This is a genomic window from Pseudoduganella ginsengisoli (assembly GCF_009720865.1).
GTDB lineage: Bacteria > Pseudomonadota > Gammaproteobacteria > Burkholderiales > Burkholderiaceae_D > Rugamonas > Rugamonas ginsengisoli.
Genome location: NZ_WNLA01000011.1, coordinates 126,260 through 147,806, shown reverse-complemented (window position 1 = coordinate 147,806; position 21,547 = coordinate 126,260). Strand labels below are relative to the sequence as shown.

The 21,547-nt window shown below is 60.3% G+C and carries 21 protein-coding genes; 7 read left to right on the top strand and 14 right to left on the bottom strand.

Annotated elements, in window-relative coordinates; all coding sequences use genetic code 11:
* The first annotated feature begins 4 nt into the window (after nucleotides 1–4).
* Nucleotides 5–868, top strand: coding sequence for an RNase adapter RapZ (rapZ, locus tag GM668_RS16970; protein WP_155440135.1), 864 nt, complete (start codon nucleotides 5–7; stop codon nucleotides 866–868).
* Nucleotides 869–900: 32 nt separating this feature from the next.
* Here rapZ and GM668_RS16965 read toward each other — a convergent pair whose 3' ends face one another.
* On the bottom strand, nucleotides 901–1,986 hold the full coding sequence (locus GM668_RS16965) for an enoyl-CoA hydratase/isomerase family protein (protein WP_155440134.1): 1,086 nt from the start codon (nucleotides 1,984–1,986) through the stop codon (nucleotides 901–903).
* Between the two features lie 114 nt (nucleotides 1,987–2,100).
* Here GM668_RS16965 and GM668_RS16960 point away from each other — a divergent pair, with 114 nt between their 5' ends.
* Entirely contained in the window at nucleotides 2,101–3,066 is a 966-nt protein-coding gene (locus tag GM668_RS16960) for a CE1 family esterase (protein ID WP_155440133.1), read from the top strand.
* 52 nt (nucleotides 3,067–3,118) lie between these two features.
* Here GM668_RS16960 and hpf read toward each other — a convergent pair whose 3' ends face one another.
* From hpf to GM668_RS16925, 7 genes are all read right to left on the bottom strand, one after another.
* Nucleotides 3,119–3,475, bottom strand: coding sequence for a ribosome hibernation-promoting factor, HPF/YfiA family (gene hpf, locus GM668_RS16955; RefSeq protein WP_155440132.1), 357 nt, complete (start codon nucleotides 3,473–3,475; stop codon nucleotides 3,119–3,121).
* Between the two features lie 70 nt (nucleotides 3,476–3,545).
* Nucleotides 3,546–5,045 carry an RNA polymerase factor sigma-54 gene (locus GM668_RS16950; RefSeq protein WP_155440131.1) on the bottom strand — a complete coding sequence of 500 codons (1,500 nt, stop codon included), beginning with the start codon at nucleotides 5,043–5,045 and terminating at the stop codon, nucleotides 3,546–3,548.
* A 5-nt stretch (nucleotides 5,046–5,050) separates the two neighbouring features.
* Nucleotides 5,051–5,824 (bottom strand): LPS export ABC transporter ATP-binding protein, encoded by a 774-nt coding sequence (gene lptB / locus GM668_RS16945; RefSeq protein WP_155440130.1) that lies wholly within the window; start codon nucleotides 5,822–5,824, stop codon nucleotides 5,051–5,053.
* A gap of 1 nt (nucleotide 5,825) precedes the next feature.
* A complete protein-coding gene (gene lptA / locus GM668_RS16940; protein ID WP_155440129.1) occupies nucleotides 5,826–6,404 on the bottom strand; it encodes a lipopolysaccharide transport periplasmic protein LptA in 579 nt (192 codons plus the stop codon).
* 31 nt (nucleotides 6,405–6,435) lie between these two features.
* Nucleotides 6,436–7,032, bottom strand: a complete 597-nt coding sequence (gene lptC, locus GM668_RS16935; protein WP_155440128.1) for an LPS export ABC transporter periplasmic protein LptC — start codon at nucleotides 7,030–7,032, stop codon at nucleotides 6,436–6,438.
* A gap of 16 nt (nucleotides 7,033–7,048) precedes the next feature.
* Entirely contained in the window at nucleotides 7,049–7,588 is a 540-nt protein-coding gene (locus GM668_RS16930) for a KdsC family phosphatase (RefSeq protein ID WP_155440127.1), read from the bottom strand.
* Nucleotides 7,588–8,586: a KpsF/GutQ family sugar-phosphate isomerase gene (locus GM668_RS16925; RefSeq protein WP_155440126.1), complete on the bottom strand. Its 999-nt coding sequence runs from the start codon at nucleotides 8,584–8,586 to the stop codon at nucleotides 7,588–7,590. Before GM668_RS16925 ends, GM668_RS16930 begins: the two co-directional genes overlap by 1 nt.
* Before the next feature lie 110 nt (nucleotides 8,587–8,696).
* On the opposite strand from GM668_RS16925, the gene GM668_RS16920 reads away from it, so the two are divergent.
* Entirely contained in the window at nucleotides 8,697–10,676 is a 1,980-nt protein-coding gene (locus tag GM668_RS16920) for a monovalent cation:proton antiporter family protein (protein WP_155440125.1), read from the top strand.
* A 4-nt stretch (nucleotides 10,677–10,680) separates the two neighbouring features.
* On the opposite strand, the gene GM668_RS16915 is transcribed toward GM668_RS16920, so the two are convergent.
* The 3 genes from GM668_RS16915 to GM668_RS16905 form a co-directional block, all read right to left on the bottom strand.
* Complete coding sequence (locus tag GM668_RS16915) at nucleotides 10,681–11,823, bottom strand: GGDEF domain-containing protein (RefSeq protein WP_229499438.1); 1,143 nt, start codon at nucleotides 11,821–11,823, stop codon at nucleotides 10,681–10,683.
* A gap of 9 nt (nucleotides 11,824–11,832) precedes the next feature.
* The gene (locus GM668_RS16910; RefSeq protein WP_155440123.1) at nucleotides 11,833–12,684 is read right to left on the bottom strand and encodes an MOSC domain-containing protein; all 852 of its coding nucleotides are present in this window, start codon (nucleotides 12,682–12,684) and stop codon (nucleotides 11,833–11,835) included.
* Nucleotides 12,685–12,846: 162 nt separating this feature from the next.
* Nucleotides 12,847–14,595: an NYN domain-containing protein gene (locus GM668_RS16905; protein ID WP_155440122.1), complete on the bottom strand. Its 1,749-nt coding sequence runs from the start codon at nucleotides 14,593–14,595 to the stop codon at nucleotides 12,847–12,849.
* A 117-nt stretch (nucleotides 14,596–14,712) separates the two neighbouring features.
* Between GM668_RS16905 and GM668_RS16900 the strand changes: the two genes are divergently transcribed.
* Nucleotides 14,713–15,195, top strand: a complete 483-nt coding sequence (locus GM668_RS16900; protein ID WP_155440121.1) for a nuclear transport factor 2 family protein — start codon at nucleotides 14,713–14,715, stop codon at nucleotides 15,193–15,195.
* 42 nt (nucleotides 15,196–15,237) lie between these two features.
* On the top strand, nucleotides 15,238–16,353 hold the full coding sequence (locus GM668_RS16895; protein WP_155440120.1) for a WD40/YVTN/BNR-like repeat-containing protein: 1,116 nt from the start codon (nucleotides 15,238–15,240) through the stop codon (nucleotides 16,351–16,353).
* 52 nt (nucleotides 16,354–16,405) lie between these two features.
* Here the strand turns inward: GM668_RS16895 and GM668_RS16890 are convergent, their stop codons facing one another.
* From GM668_RS16890 to ychF, 3 genes are all read right to left on the bottom strand, one after another.
* Nucleotides 16,406–16,975: an SRPBCC family protein gene (locus tag GM668_RS16890; RefSeq protein WP_155440119.1), complete on the bottom strand. Its 570-nt coding sequence runs from the start codon at nucleotides 16,973–16,975 to the stop codon at nucleotides 16,406–16,408.
* Nucleotides 16,976–17,076: 101 nt separating this feature from the next.
* Nucleotides 17,077–17,517, bottom strand: a complete 441-nt coding sequence (locus tag GM668_RS16885; RefSeq protein ID WP_155440118.1) for a hypothetical protein — start codon at nucleotides 17,515–17,517, stop codon at nucleotides 17,077–17,079.
* Nucleotides 17,518–17,649: 132 nt separating this feature from the next.
* Nucleotides 17,650–18,741, bottom strand: coding sequence for a redox-regulated ATPase YchF (ychF, locus tag GM668_RS16880; RefSeq protein ID WP_155440117.1), 1,092 nt, complete (start codon nucleotides 18,739–18,741; stop codon nucleotides 17,650–17,652).
* Nucleotides 18,742–18,837: 96 nt separating this feature from the next.
* Between ychF and GM668_RS16875 the strand changes: the two genes are divergently transcribed.
* Together GM668_RS16875 and GM668_RS16870 are read left to right on the top strand one after the other, a co-directional pair.
* Entirely contained in the window at nucleotides 18,838–19,269 is a 432-nt protein-coding gene (locus GM668_RS16875) for an acyl-CoA thioesterase (protein WP_371868724.1), read from the top strand.
* 6 nt (nucleotides 19,270–19,275) lie between these two features.
* Entirely contained in the window at nucleotides 19,276–21,534 is a 2,259-nt protein-coding gene (locus GM668_RS16870) for an OPT family oligopeptide transporter (protein WP_155440116.1), read from the top strand.
* The last annotated feature ends 13 nt before the right edge of the window (nucleotides 21,535–21,547 follow it).

Sequence of the window (21,547 nt, the reverse complement as noted above, 5' to 3'; positions counted from 1 at the left end):
ACCTATGCGAATCGTGCTCATTACCGGTATATCCGGCTCTGGAAAATCCGTTGCCCTGAATGTCCTGGAGGACACAGGCTTCTACTGCGTGGACAATTTGCCGCCAGCCTTGCTGGCCCAGCTGGTCACCCAGTTGACCGACGAAGGTACGCAAGCGCTGGCCGTGGCCGTGGATGCGCGCAGTTCCCAATCGCTGGCCAGCTTGCCTGGTGTCGTCAGCGACCTGCGCGTGCAGGGCCATGACGTAAAAATCATGTTCCTGACAGCGAATACCCATTCCCTCGTGGCCCGCTTTTCGGAAACGCGCCGCAGCCACCCGCTGTCGCATGAATTAAAACCGGGTCACAACCCGGCTGCACGCCGCACGTTAATTGAATGCATCCTGGAAGAACGGGAACGCCTGTCGACGATTGAACAGCTGGGACACGTGATTGACACGTCGGAATTGAGCGCGAACAAGCTGCGCGCGTGGGTCAAGGACCTGGTGCAAAGTGAAAACGCGCCGCTGACCGTGTTCTTTGAATCGTTTGCATTCAAACTGGGCGTGCCGCTCGATGCGGACTTCGTGTTTGACGTGCGCGCCATTCCCAATCCCTACTATGACCTGTCGCTGCGCCCACTGAATGGCCGCGATGCGCCCGTGATTGCATTTCTCGACGCGCAGCCAAGCGCCGACGAAATGTTCAAGGATATCCGCGATTTCATTACCAAGTGGCTGCCATCGTTCAAAGGCGATAACCGCAGCTATCTGACGGTCGCCATTGGCTGCACGGGCGGACAGCACCGCTCCGTGTACATGGCGGAACGGCTGGCGAAGCATTTCCACCAGTCCGAACGTGTCGTGCTGCGGCACCGCGAACAGTCGTAAAACAAGGGCCTGCATTGCAGGCCCTTGTTTGTTTACGCCAAATGGCGCAGCGGATGCGCCCACGCCGGCCACGCCGGCTCAAAGAAGCGCTCCACCATCTGAGCCGTCACCTCATCCAGTGTTGCAGGCGACCACTTCGGCGCATTATCCTTGTCGATCACCAGCGCGCGTACGCCTTCCAGCACTTCGCCATGTTCGAAATTGCGGCGAACCACGTTGCGCTCCATGCGCAGGCAATCTGCCACATCCATGGCAGCGCCGCGGTCCAGCAGTGACAGGGTCACGCACATCATCAGCGGCGAACGGCCCTGCATGATGTGCAGCGTCTTTTGCGCAAATTCACCGCTATCGCCGGCCAGCGACGCCATCATGCCCGCCACGGTATCCGCCGCGAAATGGCGTTCGATCGCATCGCGCTGCGTTTCCATCACAGCCACGCCGGCCTGTGCGCGGAATGGCGCGGCAAAGTCCGCAATGGCTTGCGCCAACCGGGCGCCCGGCGTCGTCTCCATCAACGCAGACAATGCCGGCAATTGCGCCACCGGCACAAAATGGTCCGCCAGGCCCACGTACAGCGCATCGGCTGCGCCCACCGTCACCCCGGTGACGCCCAGGTAGCGCCCCAGGCGGCCCGGCGCATGCGACAGGAAATGGCTGCCACCCACATCCGGGAACAAGCCGATGTTGACTTCCGGCATGGCCATCTTCGTGCGTTCCGTCACGATGCGCACGCCGCATCCGGGGCCGCCTTGCGCGACGCCCATGCCGCCGCCCATTACCACGCCATCCATGAGCGCGATATACGGTTTCGGATAAAAGTGAATCAAATGGTTCAGCGCATATTCTTCCGTGAAGAAATCTTCCAGCAAGGCGCTGCCGCCCTGGGGCGTGGCTTTGCCCACGTCATGGAAGAAACGGATATCGCCGCCTGCACACAGCGCTTTTTCACTGCTGCTGCGCAAGACCACGGCCGCCACTTGCGCATCGTCGCGCCACGCCAGCAAGGTTTCCGTCATTGCGCGCACCATGTCCAGCGACAGCGAATTCAGCGCCTTGGGACGGTCCAGCGTAATGAAACCAGTACCGTTGCTGACTTGGGTAAGAACGTGTTCGCTCATGGCAAGAACTTTGTAAAGGTTGAGAGGCGCTTATTCTAACGCGGCCACGAAAGCGTTGATCATATGGAAATTCCATGCCAGCATTGGTATTTCATACATACCTCAAGGCTTTGCATGCAACTGCGCTCCATCTGTGCATTACTGCTGGCTTCATCGGCGATTCATACTGCCAACGCCACCGTGGCGGATAAGGCACTGGCCCGGCCCGAAGGCAGCCGCCATTACATTGTGATGGAACCGGCTAGCCTGCCGCCGGAAAAACGCCCTACCATTATCTTGTTGCACGGCCATGGCGCGTCAGCTGCGTCCATGCTCGGCCTGTCATCCTTTATGGGATACCGGTCACAAGACTGGTTGCGCCTGGCGGAACGGGAAAAAATCTTGCTGATCGCACCGGATGGCGTCAAAGCCAGCGACGGAAAACGGGCGTGGAACGATTGCCGTGGCGATACGGAGACCAATGCCACGTCCGACGACGTCGGCTTCTTGTCCGAGCTGATCGACAGAGCCATCACCGAACACCACGCCGACCCTGCACGCATTTATATCTACGGCGCCTCGAATGGTGGTGGTATGGCTTACCGTCTTGGTATTGAACTCGCGCCGCGCCTGGCCGCCATCGGCGTTTCCGGTTCCGTGATGGCCGCGCATAGCAGTTGCAAGGCGCCATCGCGGCCGCTATCCGTGTTCATGCTGCATGGGACGGCTGATGAAATCATTCCCTACCAAGGCGGCAAACTGGGCCACTGGCTGATGACTGGCCGGGGCACGGGCGTCAGCATGGATGAGACTGTCATGCTATGGCGCAAGAATGCAGGGCTGCCGGATACGCCGGCCACTTACCATTATCCGCACTTGAAAGCCGACGATAAGACGTCCGCCACGCGCTATGTGTGGGGGACCGATCCGTCCGCTGTGCAAGTGGCCTTTGTGCGCGTCGACGGCGGCGGCCACGTCCACGCATCCAAAACCGAAGAATTACCGTGGGTACTGCGCAAGCTGCTGGGCAACATGAACCACGATGTCGATATGGCCGATGAAATGTGGAATTTCTTCAAGGACAAGCGCGGCGGAAAATAAGCGCAAAAAAGGGCGCCGATGCGCCCTTTTCGTCCGTGTGCCAGGGACCGTCTTATGCGGTGGTGGCAGGCTCGTAATTATCCGGGATGTGTTTGATGGCCGTGTGGTTATGATCTTGTACTTTGGATTTGTATTTCATAACCTGGCGATCCAGTTTGTCGACCAGCGTATCGATGGCAGCGTACAGGTCTTGCGACAGGCTTTCCACGTACACGGTCTTGCCGGACATTCGTAGGTTGATCTCGGCCTTCTGCCTTTTCTCTTTCTCGGTGAGGTTATCTACAGTCAGGATGACAGCAATATCAATTACTTGATCAAAGTGACGTTTTACGCGCTCCAGTTTGTTCTGAACGTATTCGCGAATCGCGGGGGTCACTTCGAGATGATGTCCACTGATGGTGAGATTCATACACACTCCTAAAGATGAGGGTTCGTACGCATCGCAGTTATGCTGTGGCGCGCAGGGGAACCCAATAACACTACAGAGCTTTTCGCAGACTTACAGGCGGGATTTTCAATGCTTCGCGATATTTGGCAACAGTCCGTCGCGCAATTACCATGCCTTGTTCCCCCAGCATGTCCGCAATCTTACTGTCGGATAATGGATTTTTCGGGTCTTCAGCTCCTGTCAATTGCACTATCAGCGCCCGTATCGCCGTGGAGGACGCCTCTCCTCCTGCTTCTGTCGCGACGTGGCTGCCAAAGAAATATTTCAACTCAAACATGCCATGAGGCGTCAGCATGTATTTTTGAGTTGTTACGCGAGAAATAGTGCTCTCGTGTAGACCCAGTGTATCAGCAATTTCACGCAACACAAGGGGGCGCATGGCAACCGCGCCGTGGGAGAAGAAATTCTTTTGGCGCTCGACGATGGCTTCCGCCACGCGCAAGATGGTGTCGAAGCGCTGGCGCATGTTTTTAATCAGCCACTTGGCCTCCTGCAACTGCGCGCCCATGGCGGATTCCCCCCTGCCCTGCTTCAGCAAGTTGGCGTACATGGCGTTGACGCGCAGCTTCGGCATCACGTCATTGTTCAGCGATACTTGCCAGCCATTGCGCACTTTCTTGACGATCACGTCCGGCACCACGTAATCCGACACGTCCGACGCGAATTCCGCGCCCGGGTGCGGATTGCACTGGCGAATCACGGCTTGCGCTTCACGCAAGTCTTCGTCATCGCAATCCAGCGCTTTTTTCAACTTGTTGAATTCACGCTGGGCAAACCACGTCAGGTATTTGTCGACGATGAGCAGCGCCATGCGGCGCGTCACCAGCGGAATACCAGGAAGTTGCTTGATTTGCAACGCCAGGCATTCGGACGCGCTGCGCGCCCCCACGCCGGCAGGATCAAAACTCTGCAGCAATGTCAGCGACGTGCGCAACTCATCCAGCTCCACTTCCGCTTCTTCCGGCAAGCGGGCATGGATTTCTTCCAGCGATTCCTCCAGGTAACCATTGTCGTCCAGCGCATCGATGATCAATTCCATCAATACGCGGTCGCGCTCTTCCGTCACCGTCACGCGCATTTGTTCCAGCAAATGTTCGCGCAGCGTGCAGTGGCTGGCTTCGATTTGCGGGCGGGAATCGTCGTCGTCCGGGTTCTTGGCGCGGCCCACTTCGCCCCAGTCGCTGTCGCCATCGGCAGCGCTGGCGCTGTCGCCGCCATCGGCGCCGTCCGCGCCGCCTTCATAGGGCGTGTCGCCTTCGGCGGGCGCGGCGCCATCTTGCGGCGGCGCCAGCGTATCCGGCGTGGCTTCCGCGCCGTTGGGCGCCGGAGCGCTGATGGCGCCATCGGCCAGCAGGCGCACGGAGTGGTCAAGCGGATCGTCGAGCCGTTCCAGCAGCGGATTTTCGCCGAGGATTTGTTCCAGTTCCTGATGCAGCTCCAGCGTGGACAATTGCAGCAGGCGGATCGACTGCTGTAGTTGCGGAGTCAGCGCAAGGTGCTGCGAAGTACGAAGTTGCAGTGACTGTTTCATGGCTTCTACATACGGAAATGTTCACCCAGGTAGACGCGGCGCACGGATTCGTCGGCAATGATGTCGTCCGGACGGCCCGACGCCAGCACAGCGCCCTGGTTGATGATGTACGCGCGGTCGCAGATACCCAGCGTTTCGCGCACATTGTGGTCAGTGATCAGCACACCAATGCCACGCTCCTTGAGGAAGCGCACAATGCGCTGGATCTCGATGACGGCAATCGGATCGACGCCGGCAAACGGTTCATCCAGCAGCACGAAGCGGGGATTGGTTGCCAGTGCCCGCGCGATTTCCACGCGGCGGCGCTCGCCGCCAGACAGCGACAGCGCCGGGTTTTCACGTAATTTCTCGATTTGCAGATCCGCCAGCAGCCGGTTCAGCCGCTCGTCGATGTCCGCCTTCGGCAGCGGTTTGCCGTTGACCTTTTGGATCTCCAGCACCGCGCGGATATTTTCTTCCACTGTCAGCTTGCGGAAGACCGAAGCTTCCTGTGGCAGGTACGACAAGCCCAGCGCCGCGCGCTTATGGATCGGCATCGACGACACGTCCGTGCCGGCAATGTCGATGCTGCCCGCGTCGGACGGCACCAGGCCCACAATCATGTAAAACGACGTGGTCTTGCCGGCGCCATTTGGCCCCAGCAATCCCACCACTTCGCCGCATTCGACTTGCAGCGACACGTCATGCACGACCTGGCGCTTGCCATACGACTTTTGCAGGCCGCGCACCAGCAAGGTGCTGCCGCAGGAGGCCGTGGCCTGAACTTCTGCCTGCGCCATCTTATTTCCCCGCCTCAGGCTGCACGGCGCCTTCCGGCGGCACCCGCTTGGACGACGGCTGGATCACCATCGTGCCGCGGCCCGCGCCCGGCTTGCTGTCGCCCGTCACGGTATTGCGCACGCTGAAGTATTCCTTGCGGCTGTCATAGGAAATGAATTCGCCGGCCACTTCATCGCTGGGACGGCTGCCTTCCAGGCGGCGGATTTTCGCTTTCGAAAACAGTTTGACCAGTTCAATGTGGCCATCGTAATCAATACGTTCGGCTTCGCCTTCGACCCACTGGTCACCGGCGCCATCGCGCTTTTGGCGGAACGTGGCCGGCTTGCCTGGCGCGCCCGTCAACGTCACGTACTGGTAGCCTTCCGCATCTTGCGTGACGACGGCCATGGCCGACTTCATCTTCAGGGTGCCACGCGTCAGCACGACATTGCCACGCAAGGTCTGGATTTGCTTGACGTCGTCCAGGTCGGCCGTGTCGTACTCAATTTCTGTTTTCTTGTACGAGTCAGCCTTTTCAGCGTGGCTGGCGCCCATCGCCAGCAACAGCGCGGCTGCCGCCGCAAAGTATTTAATCGCCATACGTCCCACTTCCATTCTCAGTTACCACTGTTTAAGGTTGCGCCTTCGGCGGCAACACGATGGAGCCACGGCCTTTCAAGTGCACTTCGCGCGTCGCGTTATTTGCGCGCATGCCCTGCGCCGTCATGCTGGCGCCGCCCTGCAGCACTTGCACAGGCTGGTCCGTCTCCATCCGGTCTTCATCCGGATACACCGTCATCGATTGCGTGGTCATCACCATCGCGGCAGATTTGCCGCTCGCTTCGCGGTCCACGCGCACATTGTCTTTCAACGTGACGCGGGTATTGTTTTCATCCACCCGCCCGCGGGTGGCATGAATATCCATCGGCGGGTGGCCTTCACCCATGTTGCGCACCACCGGCTTTTCAATATCGGACGCATCGTCAACCGGACGGTGCACCAGCTTGTCGCCGGACACGATATACGCAGGCTTGCCATCCTTGCCCATGCGTACGGCGGAAAAGTGTTCAATGATGTAATCCGGCTCGTTCGCCTTGGCATCGGCCTGCATGGCGTCGCCGCTGCGGTTCAGCAGTTGCACCAGCCAGAACGAGCCGCAGGCAACCAGCACCCCGGCCGTCATGGTCAGTCCCAGGCGCCAGCGGTGGGCGGTTCTTTCCTTGCGCATGCTTATCGACCTCGATTCATACGAGGAACTGGGCCATGACCTTGTCATAGTTGCCGGTGGCGCGCAGCACGAATTCACACACTTCGCGCACGGCGCCCCGGCCGCCATGGGCTTCCGTCACGTGGTGCACGCGGGACAGCACGTCGGCGCGCGCATTCGGCACGGCCACGGCAAACCCCACGCGCGACAGGATAGGCAAATCCACCACGTCATCGCCGATGAAAGCCACTTCTTCCTCGGTCAGTCCGGTCTTGCTCAGCAAATCTTTAAAAGGCGTCAATTTGTCGTGGCCGCCCTGGTGGACGAATTCAATGCCCAGGTCACGGGCCCGCGCCACCACGACGGCCGAGCGGCGCGCACTAATAATGGCGGTCTTGATGCCCGCTTCCTGCAGCAATTTGATGCCCAGGCCATCTTGCACGTTGAAGGTTTTCATCATTTCACCTTCGGGACCGTAATGCAGGCTGCCATCGGTCAGCACGCCATCGACGTCGAAGATAAACAGTTTGACTTTCGCGGCGCGCGCCACGTTTCCGAGATCGTAAGCCTTACGCATTAAATCACCTTGGCACGGGTCAGGTCATGGATATGCAGCGCGCCGACCAATGTTCCATCGTCGCCCGTCACCAGCATCTGGTTGATGCGGAATTGTTCCATGATGGCGACAGCATCCACGGCCAGCTTGTCCGGAGAAATGCTGCGCGGGTTCACATGCATGACGTCTTTGATGACGACCTTGCTGAAGTCCTGCACTTTTTCAATCATGCGGCGCAAGTCGCCGTCCGTGAACACGCCCAGCGGCTTGTTCCCGTCATCGACGATGGCCGTCATGCCCATTCCCTTTTGCGTGATTTCCAGCAGCGCATCCGGCAAACGGGTATCGGGTTTGACGGCCGGCACGGCGTCGCCCGTGCGCATGATGTCGCGCACGTGCGTCAGCAAACGGCGGCCCAGTGCGCCGCCCGGGTGCGAGCGGGCAAAGTCTTCTTCCTTGAAACCGCGCAAATCCAGCAGCGCCACGGCCAGCGCGTCGCCCAGCGCCAGCGTGACGGTGGTGCTGGCGGTCGGCGCCAGGTTCAGCGGGCACGCTTCTTTTTCCACCGACACGTCCAGGTGCACGTCAGCCAGTTGCGCCAGGCTGGAACCTGGTTTGCCGGTAATGGAAATCAAGGTGCTGCCCATGCGTTTCACGACGGGCAAAATCGCCATCAATTCCGAGCTTTCGCCGGAATAGGAAATCGCGATGAAGGCGTCGTCCGCCGTCACCATGCCCAGGTCGCCATGCGCCGCTTCGGCCGGGTGGACAAACAAGGCCGGGGTGCCGGTGGACGCCAAGGTGGCGGCAATCTTGCGCGCAATGTGGCCGGATTTGCCAATGCCGGACACGACAACGCGTCCTTTGCAATTGAGCAACATAGCGACCGCCTTGCCCACGCTATCGTCCGTGGCCAGTCGGGCATGCAGGGCAGCGATGGCATCGCCCTCGATTTGCAGGGTTTCGCGGGCCAGTTGCAGCGCGCGCTCTGCGGTCTTGTTGTCAAAAGCTTTCAGCATAGGTTTTTCATCGGTTACACTCATGCCGGAAGTATATCCGAATTGCGTAAGCAAAAAACTTGCCAGTCCTGAATAACAACGGAACCGCCCGCCACTGGATCGACGACTGAATGTTTTCTCCGCTTGAACTGACCCTCTTGCTGCTAGGCAGCGCTGTGCTGGGCGTGGTCGCGTTCAGGATGATGCACCTGCCCCCGATGCTGGGCTATCTGGCCGTCGGCATTGTCATCGGCCCCCATGCGCTGGGGTTGGCCGAGCAAAACGAAGCGAGCCATATCTTCGCTGAATTCGGCGTCGTGTTCCTGATGTTTTCCATCGGGCTGGAATTCTCGCTGCCCAAATTGATGGCCATGCGCAACATCGTGTTTGGCCTGGGCATGGCGCAGGTGGCGCTGACCATCGTGGCGGCCATGGGGCTGGGCTGGATCCTGACGCTGCAATTGCCATCGCTGCACATCGGCTGGCAGGCATCATTTGCACTGGGCGGTGCGCTGGCCATGTCATCGACTGCCATTGTGGTGAAAATGCTCACGGAACGGCTGGAACTGGAAAGCGAGCACGGCCGCAAAATCATCGGCGTGCTGCTGTTCCAGGATTTGGCCGTGGTGCCGCTGCTGATTCTGATCCCTTCGCTGGCAAAAAATCCGGACGACCTGGCGGAAACCCTGGCATTGGCAGCCGGTAAAGCCACGCTGGTGCTGGTGCTGCTGCTGTTCGTGGGACAAAAGCTGGTGCGGGGCTGGTTTACGGTCGTCGTCAAACGGCGTTCGCAAGAATTGTTCATGCTGAACCTGCTGTTAATTACCCTGGGCGCCGCGTGGATCACGGAAAAAGCCGGCTTGTCGATGGCGCTGGGCGCTTTCGTGGCCGGCATGCTGATTTCGGAAACGGAATACAAGCACCAGGTGGAAGAAGACATCAAACCGTTCCGCGACGTGTTGCTGGGGCTGTTCTTTATCAACGTGGGCATGCTGCTCAACGTCCGTCTCGTCATTGAAAACTGGTGGCTGGTGCTGGTGTTGCTGGCCGGTCCCGTGCTGTTGAAGTTCGCGCTGATTGCCGGCCTGGCCAAGCTGTTTGGCGCGTCGGACGGCGTGTCCATGCGCACCGGGCTGGCGCTGGCGCAGGCCGGAGAATTCGGCTTCGTGCTGCTGAACCTGGCGGGCGGCATGTCGCTGATGGACCCGTTCATCGTGCAAGTCGTGCTGGCGTCGATGGTGCTGTCGATGCTGCTCGCGCCATTCATCATTTCCAAGTCCGACCAGCTGGTCATGAAAGTCTCCAACAACGAGTGGATGATGCAATCGCTGGCGCTGACCAAGATCGCGACCCGCACAATGGCGCAGCAAAAGCACGTGATCGTCGCGGGGTTCGGCCGCAGCGGCCAGAGCCTGGCAACGTTGCTGACGGACGAAAATATCGCGTATCACGCGCTGGATTTGGACCCGGAGCGGGTGCAGGAAGCACAATCGGCGGGCGCCAGCGTGTCATATGGCGACGCGGGACGACGCGAAAGCCTGGTGGCGGCCGGTATCTACCGCGCCAGCGCGGTCGTCATCACGTATGCCAGCACGCCGTCCGCGCTGCGCGTGCTGCACCTCGTGCATGAACTGGCGCCAACGTTACCAGTCATCGTGCGCAGCCATGACGATACCGACCTGGACCGGCTGAAAGCTGCCGGCGCGGCGGAAGTCGTGCCGGAATTGATGGAGGGCAGCCTGATGCTGGCGTCGCATGCGCTGGTGATGCTGGGCGTGCCGCTGCGGCGCGTCGTGCACCGCGTGCAGGCGGCGCGGGATGCGCGCTATGCGTCGCTGCGGGGCTGGTTCCATGGCGCCAGCGACGCGGGTGAGGATGCGGAACTGGTGCGCCTGCACTCGATTCCACTGGGCGAAAATGCGTCGTGCATCGGCAAGCGTATCCGCGACCTGGGCTTGCGCGCCATGGGGGCGGATGTGGCGTCGATCCGGCGTGGCAAGGGTGGCGTCAATGTGACGGGGGATACGGAGCTGGAGGCGGGCGACGTGGTCGTCGTGCGCGGATCGGCCGATGCCGTGGCGCGGGCGGAGAACCAGTTGCTGGCGTCGTAGGGCGTCAGGTTGCGGGGCGATAGCTGATGACCCGGTTACGCCCGCCATCCTTGGCCTGGTACAGCGCCGCATCGGCCTGCGCAATCAATTCCATCGCAGCCGCTTCCACCGGCGTATCAAGCACGCTGCGGTCCAGGCAAGCAACACCCAGCGACGCCGTGACGGAAATCTGCACACTGGGCGACACGTCGATCATGCTGGCGGCAATGCTGGCGCGGATGCGTTCCGCCACGAATGCCGCACTGTCCAGGTTTGCATTAATCAGCAGCACGACGAATTCTTCACCGCCAAAGCGCGCCAGCGAATCCGACAGGCGCAATTCATTCTTGATACGGGACGCCACTTCACGCAGCACTTCATCGCCCCCCTGGTGGCCTATCGTGTCGTTGACGCGCTTGAAGTGGTCGATGTCGATGTACATGAACGCGATATCGTATTCCTGGCGCCGCGCGCGCGAGATTTCTTCGATCAGGCGCCGGTCCATATAGCGGCGGTTGTACACACCCGTCAGCGAATCCGTCAGCCCGATGTACTTCAGCATTTCATTACTGATGACGTTTTCCAGGCAAATGGCAATGATGGACGCCATGTGTTCGACGAAATCCGTCGCCATGCTGGGCGTGAAACGCGTGGGATCGCTGCTGCCCAAATTCAGGCTGCCGATGATGCGCTTGTTGCGCAGCAGGGGCACCAGCGCCACGCTCTGCAAACCATGCAACGGGCTCGGGAACGCGTATGCATGCCGCAAAGGGTCGTACATGCACAGGCGCGGCTTCGGCGGCTTCGCACCTTCCGTGCGCTCGGCCAGGTCGATGCCCAGTCCTTCGATACTGTCGGCAAACAGCAAATCCGGGAATTCCGCGAAATTGACGCCCAGCTTGCCCATCACGGACTGGATGTCGGCATCTTCGTCCAGCAAGGTCAACGTGACGGCATCGAGGCTGGAAATAATCGGCAAGTTGCGGAAGATGGTGCTGACCAATTCCTGGAACGTGCCGGCGCTGACGATATCCAGGTCGAACGCCTGGTGCCGCATCATGATCGAATGATTGCGCTCGGCCTGTTCCAGCAAATACGCCATGCGCGAGCGCAGCGCCTGGTTTTCCGCCAGCACTTCCGCCAGTTCAGGCACTTTCGTCTGGGTCATATCCATCCCTCAAAACGCCAGCGTAACCTCGATTTCCTGCCCCACCTGCAAGCGCTGGCCATCGCCTTCCATGACGATGGCATTCATGCCGAAACAAATGGCGCCGTCCACTTCTTCCTTGGCCCGGTAACCCTGCATGACGTCGAGCGGATCCGGCCCGAATTCCCCCGTGGCCTGGTCGATCGACGGCATCGGGCAGCGCGGGCACGGCTTGACGGGTTTGAGCAGCACATCGCCGATGCGCAGCGATTCCGCATAATCTTCTTCAAATGCTTCGATACCGGCGATGACGATATTCGGGCGGAAGCGGTTCATCGGCAGCGCGGAACGTCCCGCCGCCACCAGCTTCGCGTTGACGTCATCGAGCGACGCGCTGCCTGCCACGAGTATCGGGTAACCGTCGGAAAACAGCGTGACCGCTTCGACGCCATTGGTCCACTTGGCCGATACGGCCCGGTGCGCATTCGCGTGGAAGCGCGCCAGGCGGCACGGCACGCCGAGGAAATTCGTGAACCATGCGGCCGTCGTCGCATCGCAATCGTAAGCGAGCACCGTGTCATCCCACACCTGCACTTGCAGCGTGGGCGCCAGTTCCGGATCGGGCAAACCCAGTTCGATTTCCAGGCGCAGCATGCCGGGTGCGCGCAATTCCAGCGTATCGGCTTTGAGTTTCGGCACGATCAGCGCCATGCGCGGGTGCTCGCGCTGCGTCATGGCCATGCCGTTTTCATCGACCACCACCCATTCCCGGTCATAAATCTGTTCCGTCATCAGCCCGGCACGGGTCACGGTGGCGGAACGCAGCGCCATGCCGGCGCAGGATTTAATGGGATAGAGGGTGATTTCAGAAAGAATTGCCATGCGCACTGCCTGAATGTTTATACGAGTAGGCAGTATGGCAGTAAAGTGCACAGCAGTAAATCTGTACGGCCGTGCGTGGCGAGCTGCTACAACGGCCCGCCCGGCTGGCAGGAGACTGCGCCAGCATGCGTCTTGCCTGACTGGCAAGACGCGGCAGGTCAATTACCCCTGTTTGGCGTCCGGCTTGCGCGGACGGCGCGGACCACGCGACGAGGGCTTGCGCGCCGGCTTGGCTGCATGGGCCGCATCCGCGCCTTCGGCTGGCGCCGCAGGCGCAGCCTCTTGCGGCTGTGCGGCCGTTTCGGCCGGCGCAGCCTGTGCAGGCTGGCCGGCAGCTTCGGGCTTGGCCGCACGCGGCGTACCTTTGCCGCCGCGCCCTTTTGCCGGAGCGCGGCCCCGGCCGGACTTGGCGGCGGGCTTGGCTTCGTCCAGCGGCGCCGCTTCCGCAGCCTGTGCCGCCTCCACCGCATCCTGTGCCGACGTTTCAGCCGCCACGTCTGCCACCACGGCTGCCGTCACGTCCAGCACGGTGGCCGGTTCGGGCGGCGCGGCGTCCGCCGCAACATCCTGCTCGGCCGGCGCTGCAACGGCCTGCGCTCCCGCCTTGGCGGCAGCTTGCTGCGCCTTCAGCTTGGCGGCCTTCGCTGCGCGCGCCGGCAGTTTCTGCGGTTTGCGCTTGGCGTGGTCCGCAGGCTGCGCCACAGCGGCTGGCACAGCCGCTTCGGCCTCCGCTGCGGTTTCCGCGTCCGTATTGGCTGCTTCCGCCACGGCGGCGGCATCAGCCACTTCATCCGCTGCCACACCGGCCTGCTCCAGGCCCGCATCTTCCGGGTGCTGGACAAACGATGCGTCATCGGCCGCATGTTCCGCTTCCGCCTGCGCGTAAGCGTTTTCTTCCTGCGCCACTTGCAAATCCGACGCGGCTTCTTCACTCACACGGCCCGCATTCGGGAATGGACGGCGGTCGCGGCCACGGTTGCGGCCACGGCGCCCTCCCTCGTTACGGCCCTGTGGCGCCTCGGCGCCTTCGCCCTGCACCGGCGCCACGCCGTCGGCCGCCACGGCGCCTTCCGCAACCGGGACCGGCACACCGGTGCCACGGTACACATACGCACCGGATTTTTCATCGCGGCCGAATTCCAGGAAGCCACGGGCACGCGCTTCTTCCAGCAAATTGCCGAATGTCCGGAAGCCGTAGTACGACTCGCTGAAGTCCGGCTTGCGGCGCTTGATGGCTTCTTTCAGCACGGAAGCCCAGATCTTGCCCGTATCGCCCCGTTCCAGCACCAGCGCATCGAACGTTTCCACAGCCATTTCCACGGCCTGCGTACGGCGCTTGTCCATTTCTTCGCGGCGGCGCTTTTCTTCTTCCGGCGTGCGCTTGGCGCCCTGGCCTTCGCGGGTATCGCGCTTGGCGGCGTCCGCGCGGCGGCGTTCGCGCACCAGGTCATCGTAGAAAATAAATTCGTCGCAGTTCGCCACCAGCAAATCCGACGTCGATTGCTTGACGCCCACGCCAATGACTTTTTTCGCGTTTTCACGCAATTTCGACACCAGCGGCGAAAAGTCGGAATCGCCGGAAATGATGACGAAGGTGTTGACATGGGACTTGGTGTAGCACAGGTCCAGTGCATCGACGACCATGCGGATGTCGGCGGAATTTTTGCCGGACTGGCGCACGTGGGGGATTTCAATCAGCTCGAAGTTCGCTTCATGCATGGGGGACTTGAAGCCCTTGTACCGGTCCCAGTCGCAATAGGCTTTCTTGACCACGATGCTGCCCTTCAGCAGCAACCGTTCCAGCACTGGCTTGATATCGAATTTTTCATAGTTGGCGTCTCGCACGCCCAGGGCGACGTTTTCAAAGTCGCAGAACAGCGCCATGCTGACGTTATCGTTGGATGAAGCCATGTTGTTCTTTAGAGGTGAGAAGAATGCTTGCCGGACATGCCGGCAGGCGGGTTGGCAGATTATACAGCCAGCCCCCCGCACGCATCGTGTATGCTCAATGGCTTTCAAGGAGATTCTATGAAACGCTGGTTAGCCGCGCTGTGCCTGTCACTGAGCACCTTGTCCGCCTGGGCGGTGGACGATGCCGTGTTCCGCCAGCACATCAATGCGTTTGTCGACCAGTGGCATGCGGATGCGGCCAAGGCCGATCCAGTGTATTTCGACAAAATGGCAAAAGACGGCATTTATATCGGCACGGATAAATCCGAAGTGTGGACCACGGAACAATTCCGCGTGTGGGCCAAACCGTTCTTCGACCGCAAGAAAGCCTGGGCGTTCACGGCCATCAAACGCAATGTGTACTGGTCGCCGGACCAGCGCTATGCATGGTTTGACGAACAGTTGAAGACGCAAATGGGCGTGTGCCAAGCCAGCGGCGTCATCCATAACACGGGCGGCAAGCTGGAAATTGCACATTATCAACTGTCACTGGCCGTGCCGAATCCATTGATGGATCAATTCACTAAAACCATTGCGGAATTTGAATCCACACAGAAATAATTAGTTATAATTCATGCCTTTTTGGCAATCGCGGGAGTGGTAATGCGGGCATGGATGGCCAGTGTATTGCTGGCAATGGCAGCAACGGCAAATGCAGCAGACGCGCAATGGCACAAGCTGCCGACGGAAGCGTACAAGGGCAAGCAAGACGATGTGTATTTCATCGACACGCAGACGGGCTTTTACGTCAATGGCCAGGGCAATATCTACCGTACCGGCGACGGCGGCCAAAACTGGACCCGCGTGTTGCAGCAGCCGGGCACGTATTTCCGCGCCATCGGCATGGTCGATGCGCGCCACGGCTTCGCGGGCAATATCGGCACCGAGTACTTCCCTGGCGTCACCGACACCAATCCCCTGTATGAGACGCACGATGGCGGCGCCACGTGGCAAGCCGTGAAAAACTTGCCCGGCGCACCCGTCAAAGGCATTTGCGCCATCGATATCCTGAAATCGCAATTCATCAATGCGGGCGTGCTGGACCAGCGCACCGTCGTGCATGCGGGCGGCCGCGTGGGCGGCCCTGCCTTCCTGCTGCGTTCGCTCGACGGCGGCGCCACGTGGACCAATATCGACATGTCGCCGTGGGTCGCCATGATCGTGGACGTCAAATTCTTTGACGAAATGAACGGCATCGTGTTTGCGGGGTCGGACGCGAACATCGAACGTTCGCACGCACTGATCGTGGCAACGCATGACGGCGGCAAGACGTGGAGCAAAGTCTATGAATCCGCGCGTCCTTATGAATTGACGTGGAAAGGCAGCTTCCCCACGCGCGACGTCGGCTACGCCACCATCCAGAACTACAACCCGGACAAAAATGAAACCGTGCGCCGCGTGGCGAAGACCACCGATGGCGGCAAGACATGGCAGGAATTGCCGCTGGTCGATGACGCCGGCGTGCGCGAATTCGGCGTCGGCTTTGCCACGCCCCAACTGGGCTGGGTCGGCACCAGCAAAGGCGGCTTTGAAACCCGCGATGGCGGCAAGACGTGGCAAGCCGTCGACCTGGGCCGCGTCGTCAATAAGATCCGCATCTTGCCGGACGGCGCAAGCTTCCGCGCGTATGCCATTGGCGCGGACGTGTATGCCTATGGCGCCGCGCCGCTCAAACCTGCCGTGGCGGAGACAGCGGCTGTGGCGGTGGGCAAGCCCTGACACGCCTGCGCGGGCCGCGCGAATAACGCGGGCCGCGACGGCCGCCAGCCTGTCAGGTCGCGGGATGACCAGCGGGCTGGTCCTGGATGACACCGCGCCAACCGCCTGTCTGCTTGCCGCGCCCCTCGATCATTTGCTTGAATTTCTTCAAGTTGCTGCGTGCTTCCAGGCGCACGCCCCCCATGGCGTCCCCGATGGTTTCAACCGGGCCTTCCGGCACGTACACTATTTCCAGACGAATGCGGGTGCGGTTTTCCGACAGCTTGTCGAACCGTACCGTGCCATCATTTTGCTTGCCGGACGTGCTGCGCCACGCAATACACTGGTCGGGCAATTGTTCGGTAATTTCCGCATCCCATTCAATGGGCTTGCCCATTACTTCGGCTTTCCAGTGCAGCCGTTTGTTGTCGAGCTGTTTGACTTCCTGGACGCTGTCCATGAATTTTGGAAACTCTTCAAACTGGGTCCACTGGTCATATGCCGTGCGAACGGGCACATTGACGATGATGGAATCCTGCACGGTGGAATCTGACCGTGCCTCGGCATTCTTGCTGCTGTACTTCTTTGCCAGGTAAGCGCCGCCCAGTGCCAGCGCGCCCAGTGCAATAAATCGATTGATCATGACCCTCTCCTTCCATATGCATGGCTGTCCATCGTAGGCCGATCAGCAGGACAGGGGCATCGGTACACGGGCACAGGGGGTGTAGGAACAGTCCTGCATGGTCATTTTCCCGAAAATTTTCCGTTCTCGAGAACGTGATAATGCATGGCGCTGCTGTCCCCCATTTCGTTCAATGCGCCATGCGTCACCAGCAAATTGCTGTCGCGGCGAAACGCTAGTGGTTCGGAAATTTGGAGCGGCCAGCAGCAAACTGTAAAGGGAAGCCATGTGACGTTGCCTGTCCCGGCATCAATGGCGGCGCCTGTTATGCAGGACGCGCCACATCCCCACGTAACAAGGAAATAATGGCCGGCGAAATTAGGCGCTCCTTTTACGCCAGCACGCAGCACACTGGCATATTGCCGGCTTCTGGCATCCGCCAGGCGGACCTGGGCAATCTTGCCGGTGTATTTTGTGGCGGGAAAGTCTTCAAAGCGAGGAGCCGCAATGGCGTTATTGGCGCATAACGCCATTGCGAACAGCATAGGGCCAGGATAGCGCATGGTGCCTCCTGATGGACTCCGCAACACTTGCGGCGGGAGGGTCAGCATAGGCCGTCAGAGCGTTACAGCCATTGAAGTAGAGCAAAAAAAAAGCCGCGCATGGCGCGGCTTTTTTATTGCAAACAGCAGAGATTACACGTTGAACAAGAAGTTCAACACATCCCCATCCTTGACCACATAGTCCTTGCCCTCAGCGCGCATCTTGCCCGCTTCCTTGGCGCCCGCTTCACCCTTGTACTGGATGTAATCGTCGTAAGCAATGGTTTGCGCGCGGATGAAGCCGCGTTCGAAGTCGGTGTGGATCACGCCGGCTGCCTGTGGCGCCGTGTCGCCGATATGGATGGTCCACGCGCGCACTTCCTTGACGCCAGCCGTGAAGTAGGTTTGCAGGCCCAGCAGTTTGTAGCCGGCGCGGATCAAGCGGTCCAGACCCGGCTCTTCCATGCCCATGTCAGCCAGGAAGGCGGCTTTGTCTGCATCGTCCAGGTCAGCGATTTCCGCTTCGATGGCGGCGCAAATTGCCACGATCGGCGCGTTTTGCGATTTCGCGTATTCGGTCAACTGGTCCAGCAGCGGGTTGTTGGTGAAACCGTCGTCAGACACGTTGGCTACGTACATGGCTGGCTTCGCGGTGATCAGGCACAGTGGCTTGATCAGCGCCATCTGGTCGGCATCCAGGCCCATGGCGCGCACCGGCTTGGCTTCGTTCAGTTGCGGAACAATTTTTTCCAGCAGGGCCACCAGCTTGGCAGCATCCTTGTCGCCGGAACGGGCTTTCTTGTTTTCGCGGTGGATAGCTTTTTCCACAGTACCCAGGTCGGCCAGCGCCAGTTCGGTCTGGATCACTTCGATGTCGTCCAGCGGGCTGACTTTACCGGCCACGTGAATCACGTTTTCATCTTCAAAGCAGCGCACCACGTTGACGATCGCGTCGGTTTCGCGGATGTGCGACAAGAACTGGTTGCCCAAGCCTTCACCCTGCGACGCGCCTGCCACCAGACCGGCGATATCGACGAATTCCACGATGGCGTTAACCATACGCTCCGGCTTGACGATCTCTGCCAGCGCAGCCATACGCGGATCCGGCACTTCCACTACGCCGACGTTAGGCTCGATGGTGCAGAACGGATAGTTTTCAGCCGGGATGCCGGCCTTGGTCAGAGCATTGAACAGGGTGGACTTGCCGACGTTAGGCAAGCCGACGATGCCGCATTGGAGACTCATGGGAGGAAACCTTTAATGATGGTATTGTTTTGCTGCGCTGTATTTGCCAAGCGCGTAAAGGGTCCATTGTACCTCATTCACCGGAGCTTCCTGACGATGCGTGATGCCAGCCGTTCGCAATTTCCTCATTTTCTGTCCATCCCAACCCGCTGGATGGACAATGACATTTATGGCCATGTCAACAATGTTGTTTATTACTCATATTTCGATACAGCCGTGAACCAGTTTTTAATCGAGCGCGGCGTGCTTGATATCCACCTGGGAGAGGTGGTCGGCTTTGTCGTGGATTCGGGTTGCTCGTATTTCAGTTCGATCAGCTTTCCGGATATCGTCCATGCGGGTATCCGCGTAGCGAAACTGGGCAATTCCAGTGTCCGCTACGAGATCGCACTGTACCGCAACGACGATCCGCTGCCCTGCGCGGCCGGGCATTTCGTGCACGTCTACGTGGACCGCAGCAGCAACCGTTCCGTACCGATTCCTGCTGCCACCCGCGCAGTACTGGCATCCATCCAGCATTCCATTTAAGTTTCCATGCCCAACGATTCCGCGTTCCGCCCCTACATCCCCGACAACACCCGCCTGCCCGAGCTGACGTGGCGCGCCCTGATCATGGGAACCGTGCTGGGCATGGTGTTTGGCGCGTCATCGCTGTACCTGGTGCTGAAAGTCGGCTTGACGGTCAGCGCATCGATTCCCGTCGCCGTGATTGCCATTACCCTGTTCGGCCTGGCGAAAAAAGCCGGCGGCGCCGATGCATCCATTTTAGAAAACAGCATCACGCAGACGGCCGGATCGGCCGGCGAATCGATTGCATTCGGCCTGGGCGTCACGATGCCCGCGATTATGATTCTCGGCTTCGACCTCGATATCGCGCGCGTCATGCTGGTCGGTGTGCTGGGCGGGCTGCTGGGTATTTTGATGATGATCCCCATGCGCCGCACCATGATTGTCGACCAGCACCGCACGTTGAAATACCCGGAGGGCACCGCGTGCGCCGAAGTGCTGAAGGCTGCCGCCACGGAGCCGTCGCGCGCGGAAGCGGGCGAATCGCTGCTGGATAACGCCGAAGCGGCGCGCCAGGCAAAGACACGGGCCATGATCATCTTCAGCGGCTTCGGCATCGGGCTCGTGTACAAGGTGTTGAATATTTCGCTGAAACTGTGGAAAGACACGGTGGACTTCGTGTTTTCCGCCCCTTACAAAGGCGGCTCCATCGGCGCGGAAATTTCGCCGGAATTGCTGGGCGTCGGCTATATCATCGGCCCCCGCATTTCGCTGGTGATGGCGGGCGGCGGCGTGCTGTCGTATCTGCTGTTGATCCCGATGATCAAATTCTTTGGCGATGCCCTGACGGTGCCCGTGGCGCCGGGCACCATGCTGATCCGCGACATGGCGCCGGACGACGTGCGCAGCGCCTACGTGCTGTATATCGGCGCCGGCGCCGTGGCGGCAGGCGGCTTGATCAGCCTGATGCGTTCGCTGCCCACCATCTGGCGCGGTTTAACGGACGGGCTGTCCGGCATGGGCAAAGGCAGCGCGGCCATTGAAGGCAAACGCACGGACCGCGACATTCCCTTCAAATGGGTGGCCATCGGCAGCCTTGCGCTGATTAGCGCCATCACGTTGGCCACACCGCTGCACATGAACGTGCTGGGCGCCGTGCTGATAGTCGTCTTCGGCTTTTTGTTTTCCACCGCCTCATCGCAACTGACAGGCGAAGTGGGCTCGTCGTCCAGCCCGACGTCCGGCATGGCGGTGGCCACGCTGTTATTTACCTGCCTGATTTTCCTGGCCATCGGCTGGACCGGCGGCCAGTATTACGTCACGGCGCTGTCCGTGGGCGCGATTGTTTGCATTGCATCGTCCAACGCGGGCACCACGTCGCAGGATTTGAAGACCGGCTACCTGGTCGGCTCCACGCCCCGCCTGCAGCAATATGCGATCCTCGCCGGTTCGCTGGCGTCGGCCTTGCTGCTGGGCCCCATCCTGCTCAAACTCAATGATGCGAGCACCATTTACGTCCCGGCCGCGCAAGTGGCGCCGGACTTGCGCGTACCCGCCAATGCGCAGCTGGACGGACCCGTGCAGCTGCAAGGCCCGCAAGCAGCCAGCGATCATGGCAGTTACCGGGTCTGGCAAAAACAGGATACGGCAGGCGGCCCTGCCGGCAAATACCTGGTGGCTGCCGATGGCCACATTGCCTACCTGGTCGATCCCGGCATCAATGGCCACTACAGCAAGCGTCCCGATGGTTCGGAAGTCAAAAAGTACGATGCGCCCAAGGCTGTGCTGATGTCTTACATCATCAAGGGCATCCTGGACCAGCAGTTGCCGTGGACGCTCGTGCTGTTCGGCGTAATGATTGCGCTGATCCTGGAAATGTCGGGCATTGGTTCGCTGGCATTTGCCGTCGGCGTCTACCTGCCGCTCGCCTCCACATTGCCGGTCGCACTGGGCGGCATGGTGCGCTGGCTGGCGGACCGCCGCAACAACCAGTTGCCGCAATACCGGGGCCTCGATGAAGAACAGTTGCAGGCAGCGGGCGACCGCAGCGCCGGTGTGCTGCTGGCATCGGGCTATATTGCGGGCGGCGCGCTGGCCGGCATCGTCATTGCCATCACGGCCGGCGTCATGACGGACTTCGACACCATGGTCACGCAGTGGGCGGAACAGGCGAATCCTTTGTTTGCAGGCGCCGCATCGGATGGGTTGTCGCTGTTGCCGTATGCCGTCATCATGGCCTTGCTGCTGTGGGTCGCGCGCGAGCAGCCTGCAAACAAATCCGTCTAGCGGCCTAGTGAAC

What these genes read in the sequence shown, in the direction of transcription:
- rapZ (WP_155440135.1), top strand. Translation starts at nt 5, where the DNA reads ATGCGAATCGTGCTCATTACCGGTATATCCGGCTCTGGAAAATCCGTT.
- GM668_RS16965 (WP_155440134.1), bottom strand. Translation starts at nt 1,986, where the DNA reads ATGAGCGAACACGTTCTTACCCAAGTCAGCAACGGTACTGGTTTCATT.
- GM668_RS16960 (WP_155440133.1), top strand. Translation starts at nt 2,101, where the DNA reads ATGCAACTGCGCTCCATCTGTGCATTACTGCTGGCTTCATCGGCGATT.
- hpf (WP_155440132.1), bottom strand. Translation starts at nt 3,475, where the DNA reads ATGAATCTCACCATCAGTGGACATCATCTCGAAGTGACCCCCGCGATT.
- GM668_RS16950 (WP_155440131.1), bottom strand. Translation starts at nt 5,045, where the DNA reads ATGAAACAGTCACTGCAACTTCGTACTTCGCAGCACCTTGCGCTGACT.
- lptB (WP_155440130.1), bottom strand. Translation starts at nt 5,824, where the DNA reads ATGGCGCAGGCAGAAGTTCAGGCCACGGCCTCCTGCGGCAGCACCTTG.
- lptA (WP_155440129.1), bottom strand. Translation starts at nt 6,404, where the DNA reads ATGGCGATTAAATACTTTGCGGCGGCAGCCGCGCTGTTGCTGGCGATG.
- lptC (WP_155440128.1), bottom strand. Translation starts at nt 7,032, where the DNA reads ATGCGCAAGGAAAGAACCGCCCACCGCTGGCGCCTGGGACTGACCATG.
- GM668_RS16930 (WP_155440127.1), bottom strand. Translation starts at nt 7,588, where the DNA reads ATGCGTAAGGCTTACGATCTCGGAAACGTGGCGCGCGCCGCGAAAGTC.
- GM668_RS16925 (WP_155440126.1), bottom strand. Translation starts at nt 8,586, where the DNA reads ATGCTGAAAGCTTTTGACAACAAGACCGCAGAGCGCGCGCTGCAACTG.
- GM668_RS16920 (WP_155440125.1), top strand. Translation starts at nt 8,697, where the DNA reads ATGTTTTCTCCGCTTGAACTGACCCTCTTGCTGCTAGGCAGCGCTGTG.
- GM668_RS16915 (WP_229499438.1), bottom strand. Translation starts at nt 11,823, where the DNA reads ATGACCCAGACGAAAGTGCCTGAACTGGCGGAAGTGCTGGCGGAAAAC.
- GM668_RS16910 (WP_155440123.1), bottom strand. Translation starts at nt 12,684, where the DNA reads ATGGCAATTCTTTCTGAAATCACCCTCTATCCCATTAAATCCTGCGCC.
- GM668_RS16905 (WP_155440122.1), bottom strand. Translation starts at nt 14,595, where the DNA reads ATGGCTTCATCCAACGATAACGTCAGCATGGCGCTGTTCTGCGACTTT.
- GM668_RS16900 (WP_155440121.1), top strand. Translation starts at nt 14,713, where the DNA reads ATGAAACGCTGGTTAGCCGCGCTGTGCCTGTCACTGAGCACCTTGTCC.
- GM668_RS16895 (WP_155440120.1), top strand. Translation starts at nt 15,238, where the DNA reads ATGCGGGCATGGATGGCCAGTGTATTGCTGGCAATGGCAGCAACGGCA.
- GM668_RS16890 (WP_155440119.1), bottom strand. Translation starts at nt 16,975, where the DNA reads ATGATCAATCGATTTATTGCACTGGGCGCGCTGGCACTGGGCGGCGCT.
- GM668_RS16885 (WP_155440118.1), bottom strand. Translation starts at nt 17,517, where the DNA reads ATGCGCTATCCTGGCCCTATGCTGTTCGCAATGGCGTTATGCGCCAAT.
- ychF (WP_155440117.1), bottom strand. Translation starts at nt 18,741, where the DNA reads ATGAGTCTCCAATGCGGCATCGTCGGCTTGCCTAACGTCGGCAAGTCC.
- GM668_RS16875 (WP_371868724.1), top strand. Translation starts at nt 18,838, where the DNA reads ATGCGTGATGCCAGCCGTTCGCAATTTCCTCATTTTCTGTCCATCCCA.
- GM668_RS16870 (WP_155440116.1), top strand. Translation starts at nt 19,276, where the DNA reads ATGCCCAACGATTCCGCGTTCCGCCCCTACATCCCCGACAACACCCGC.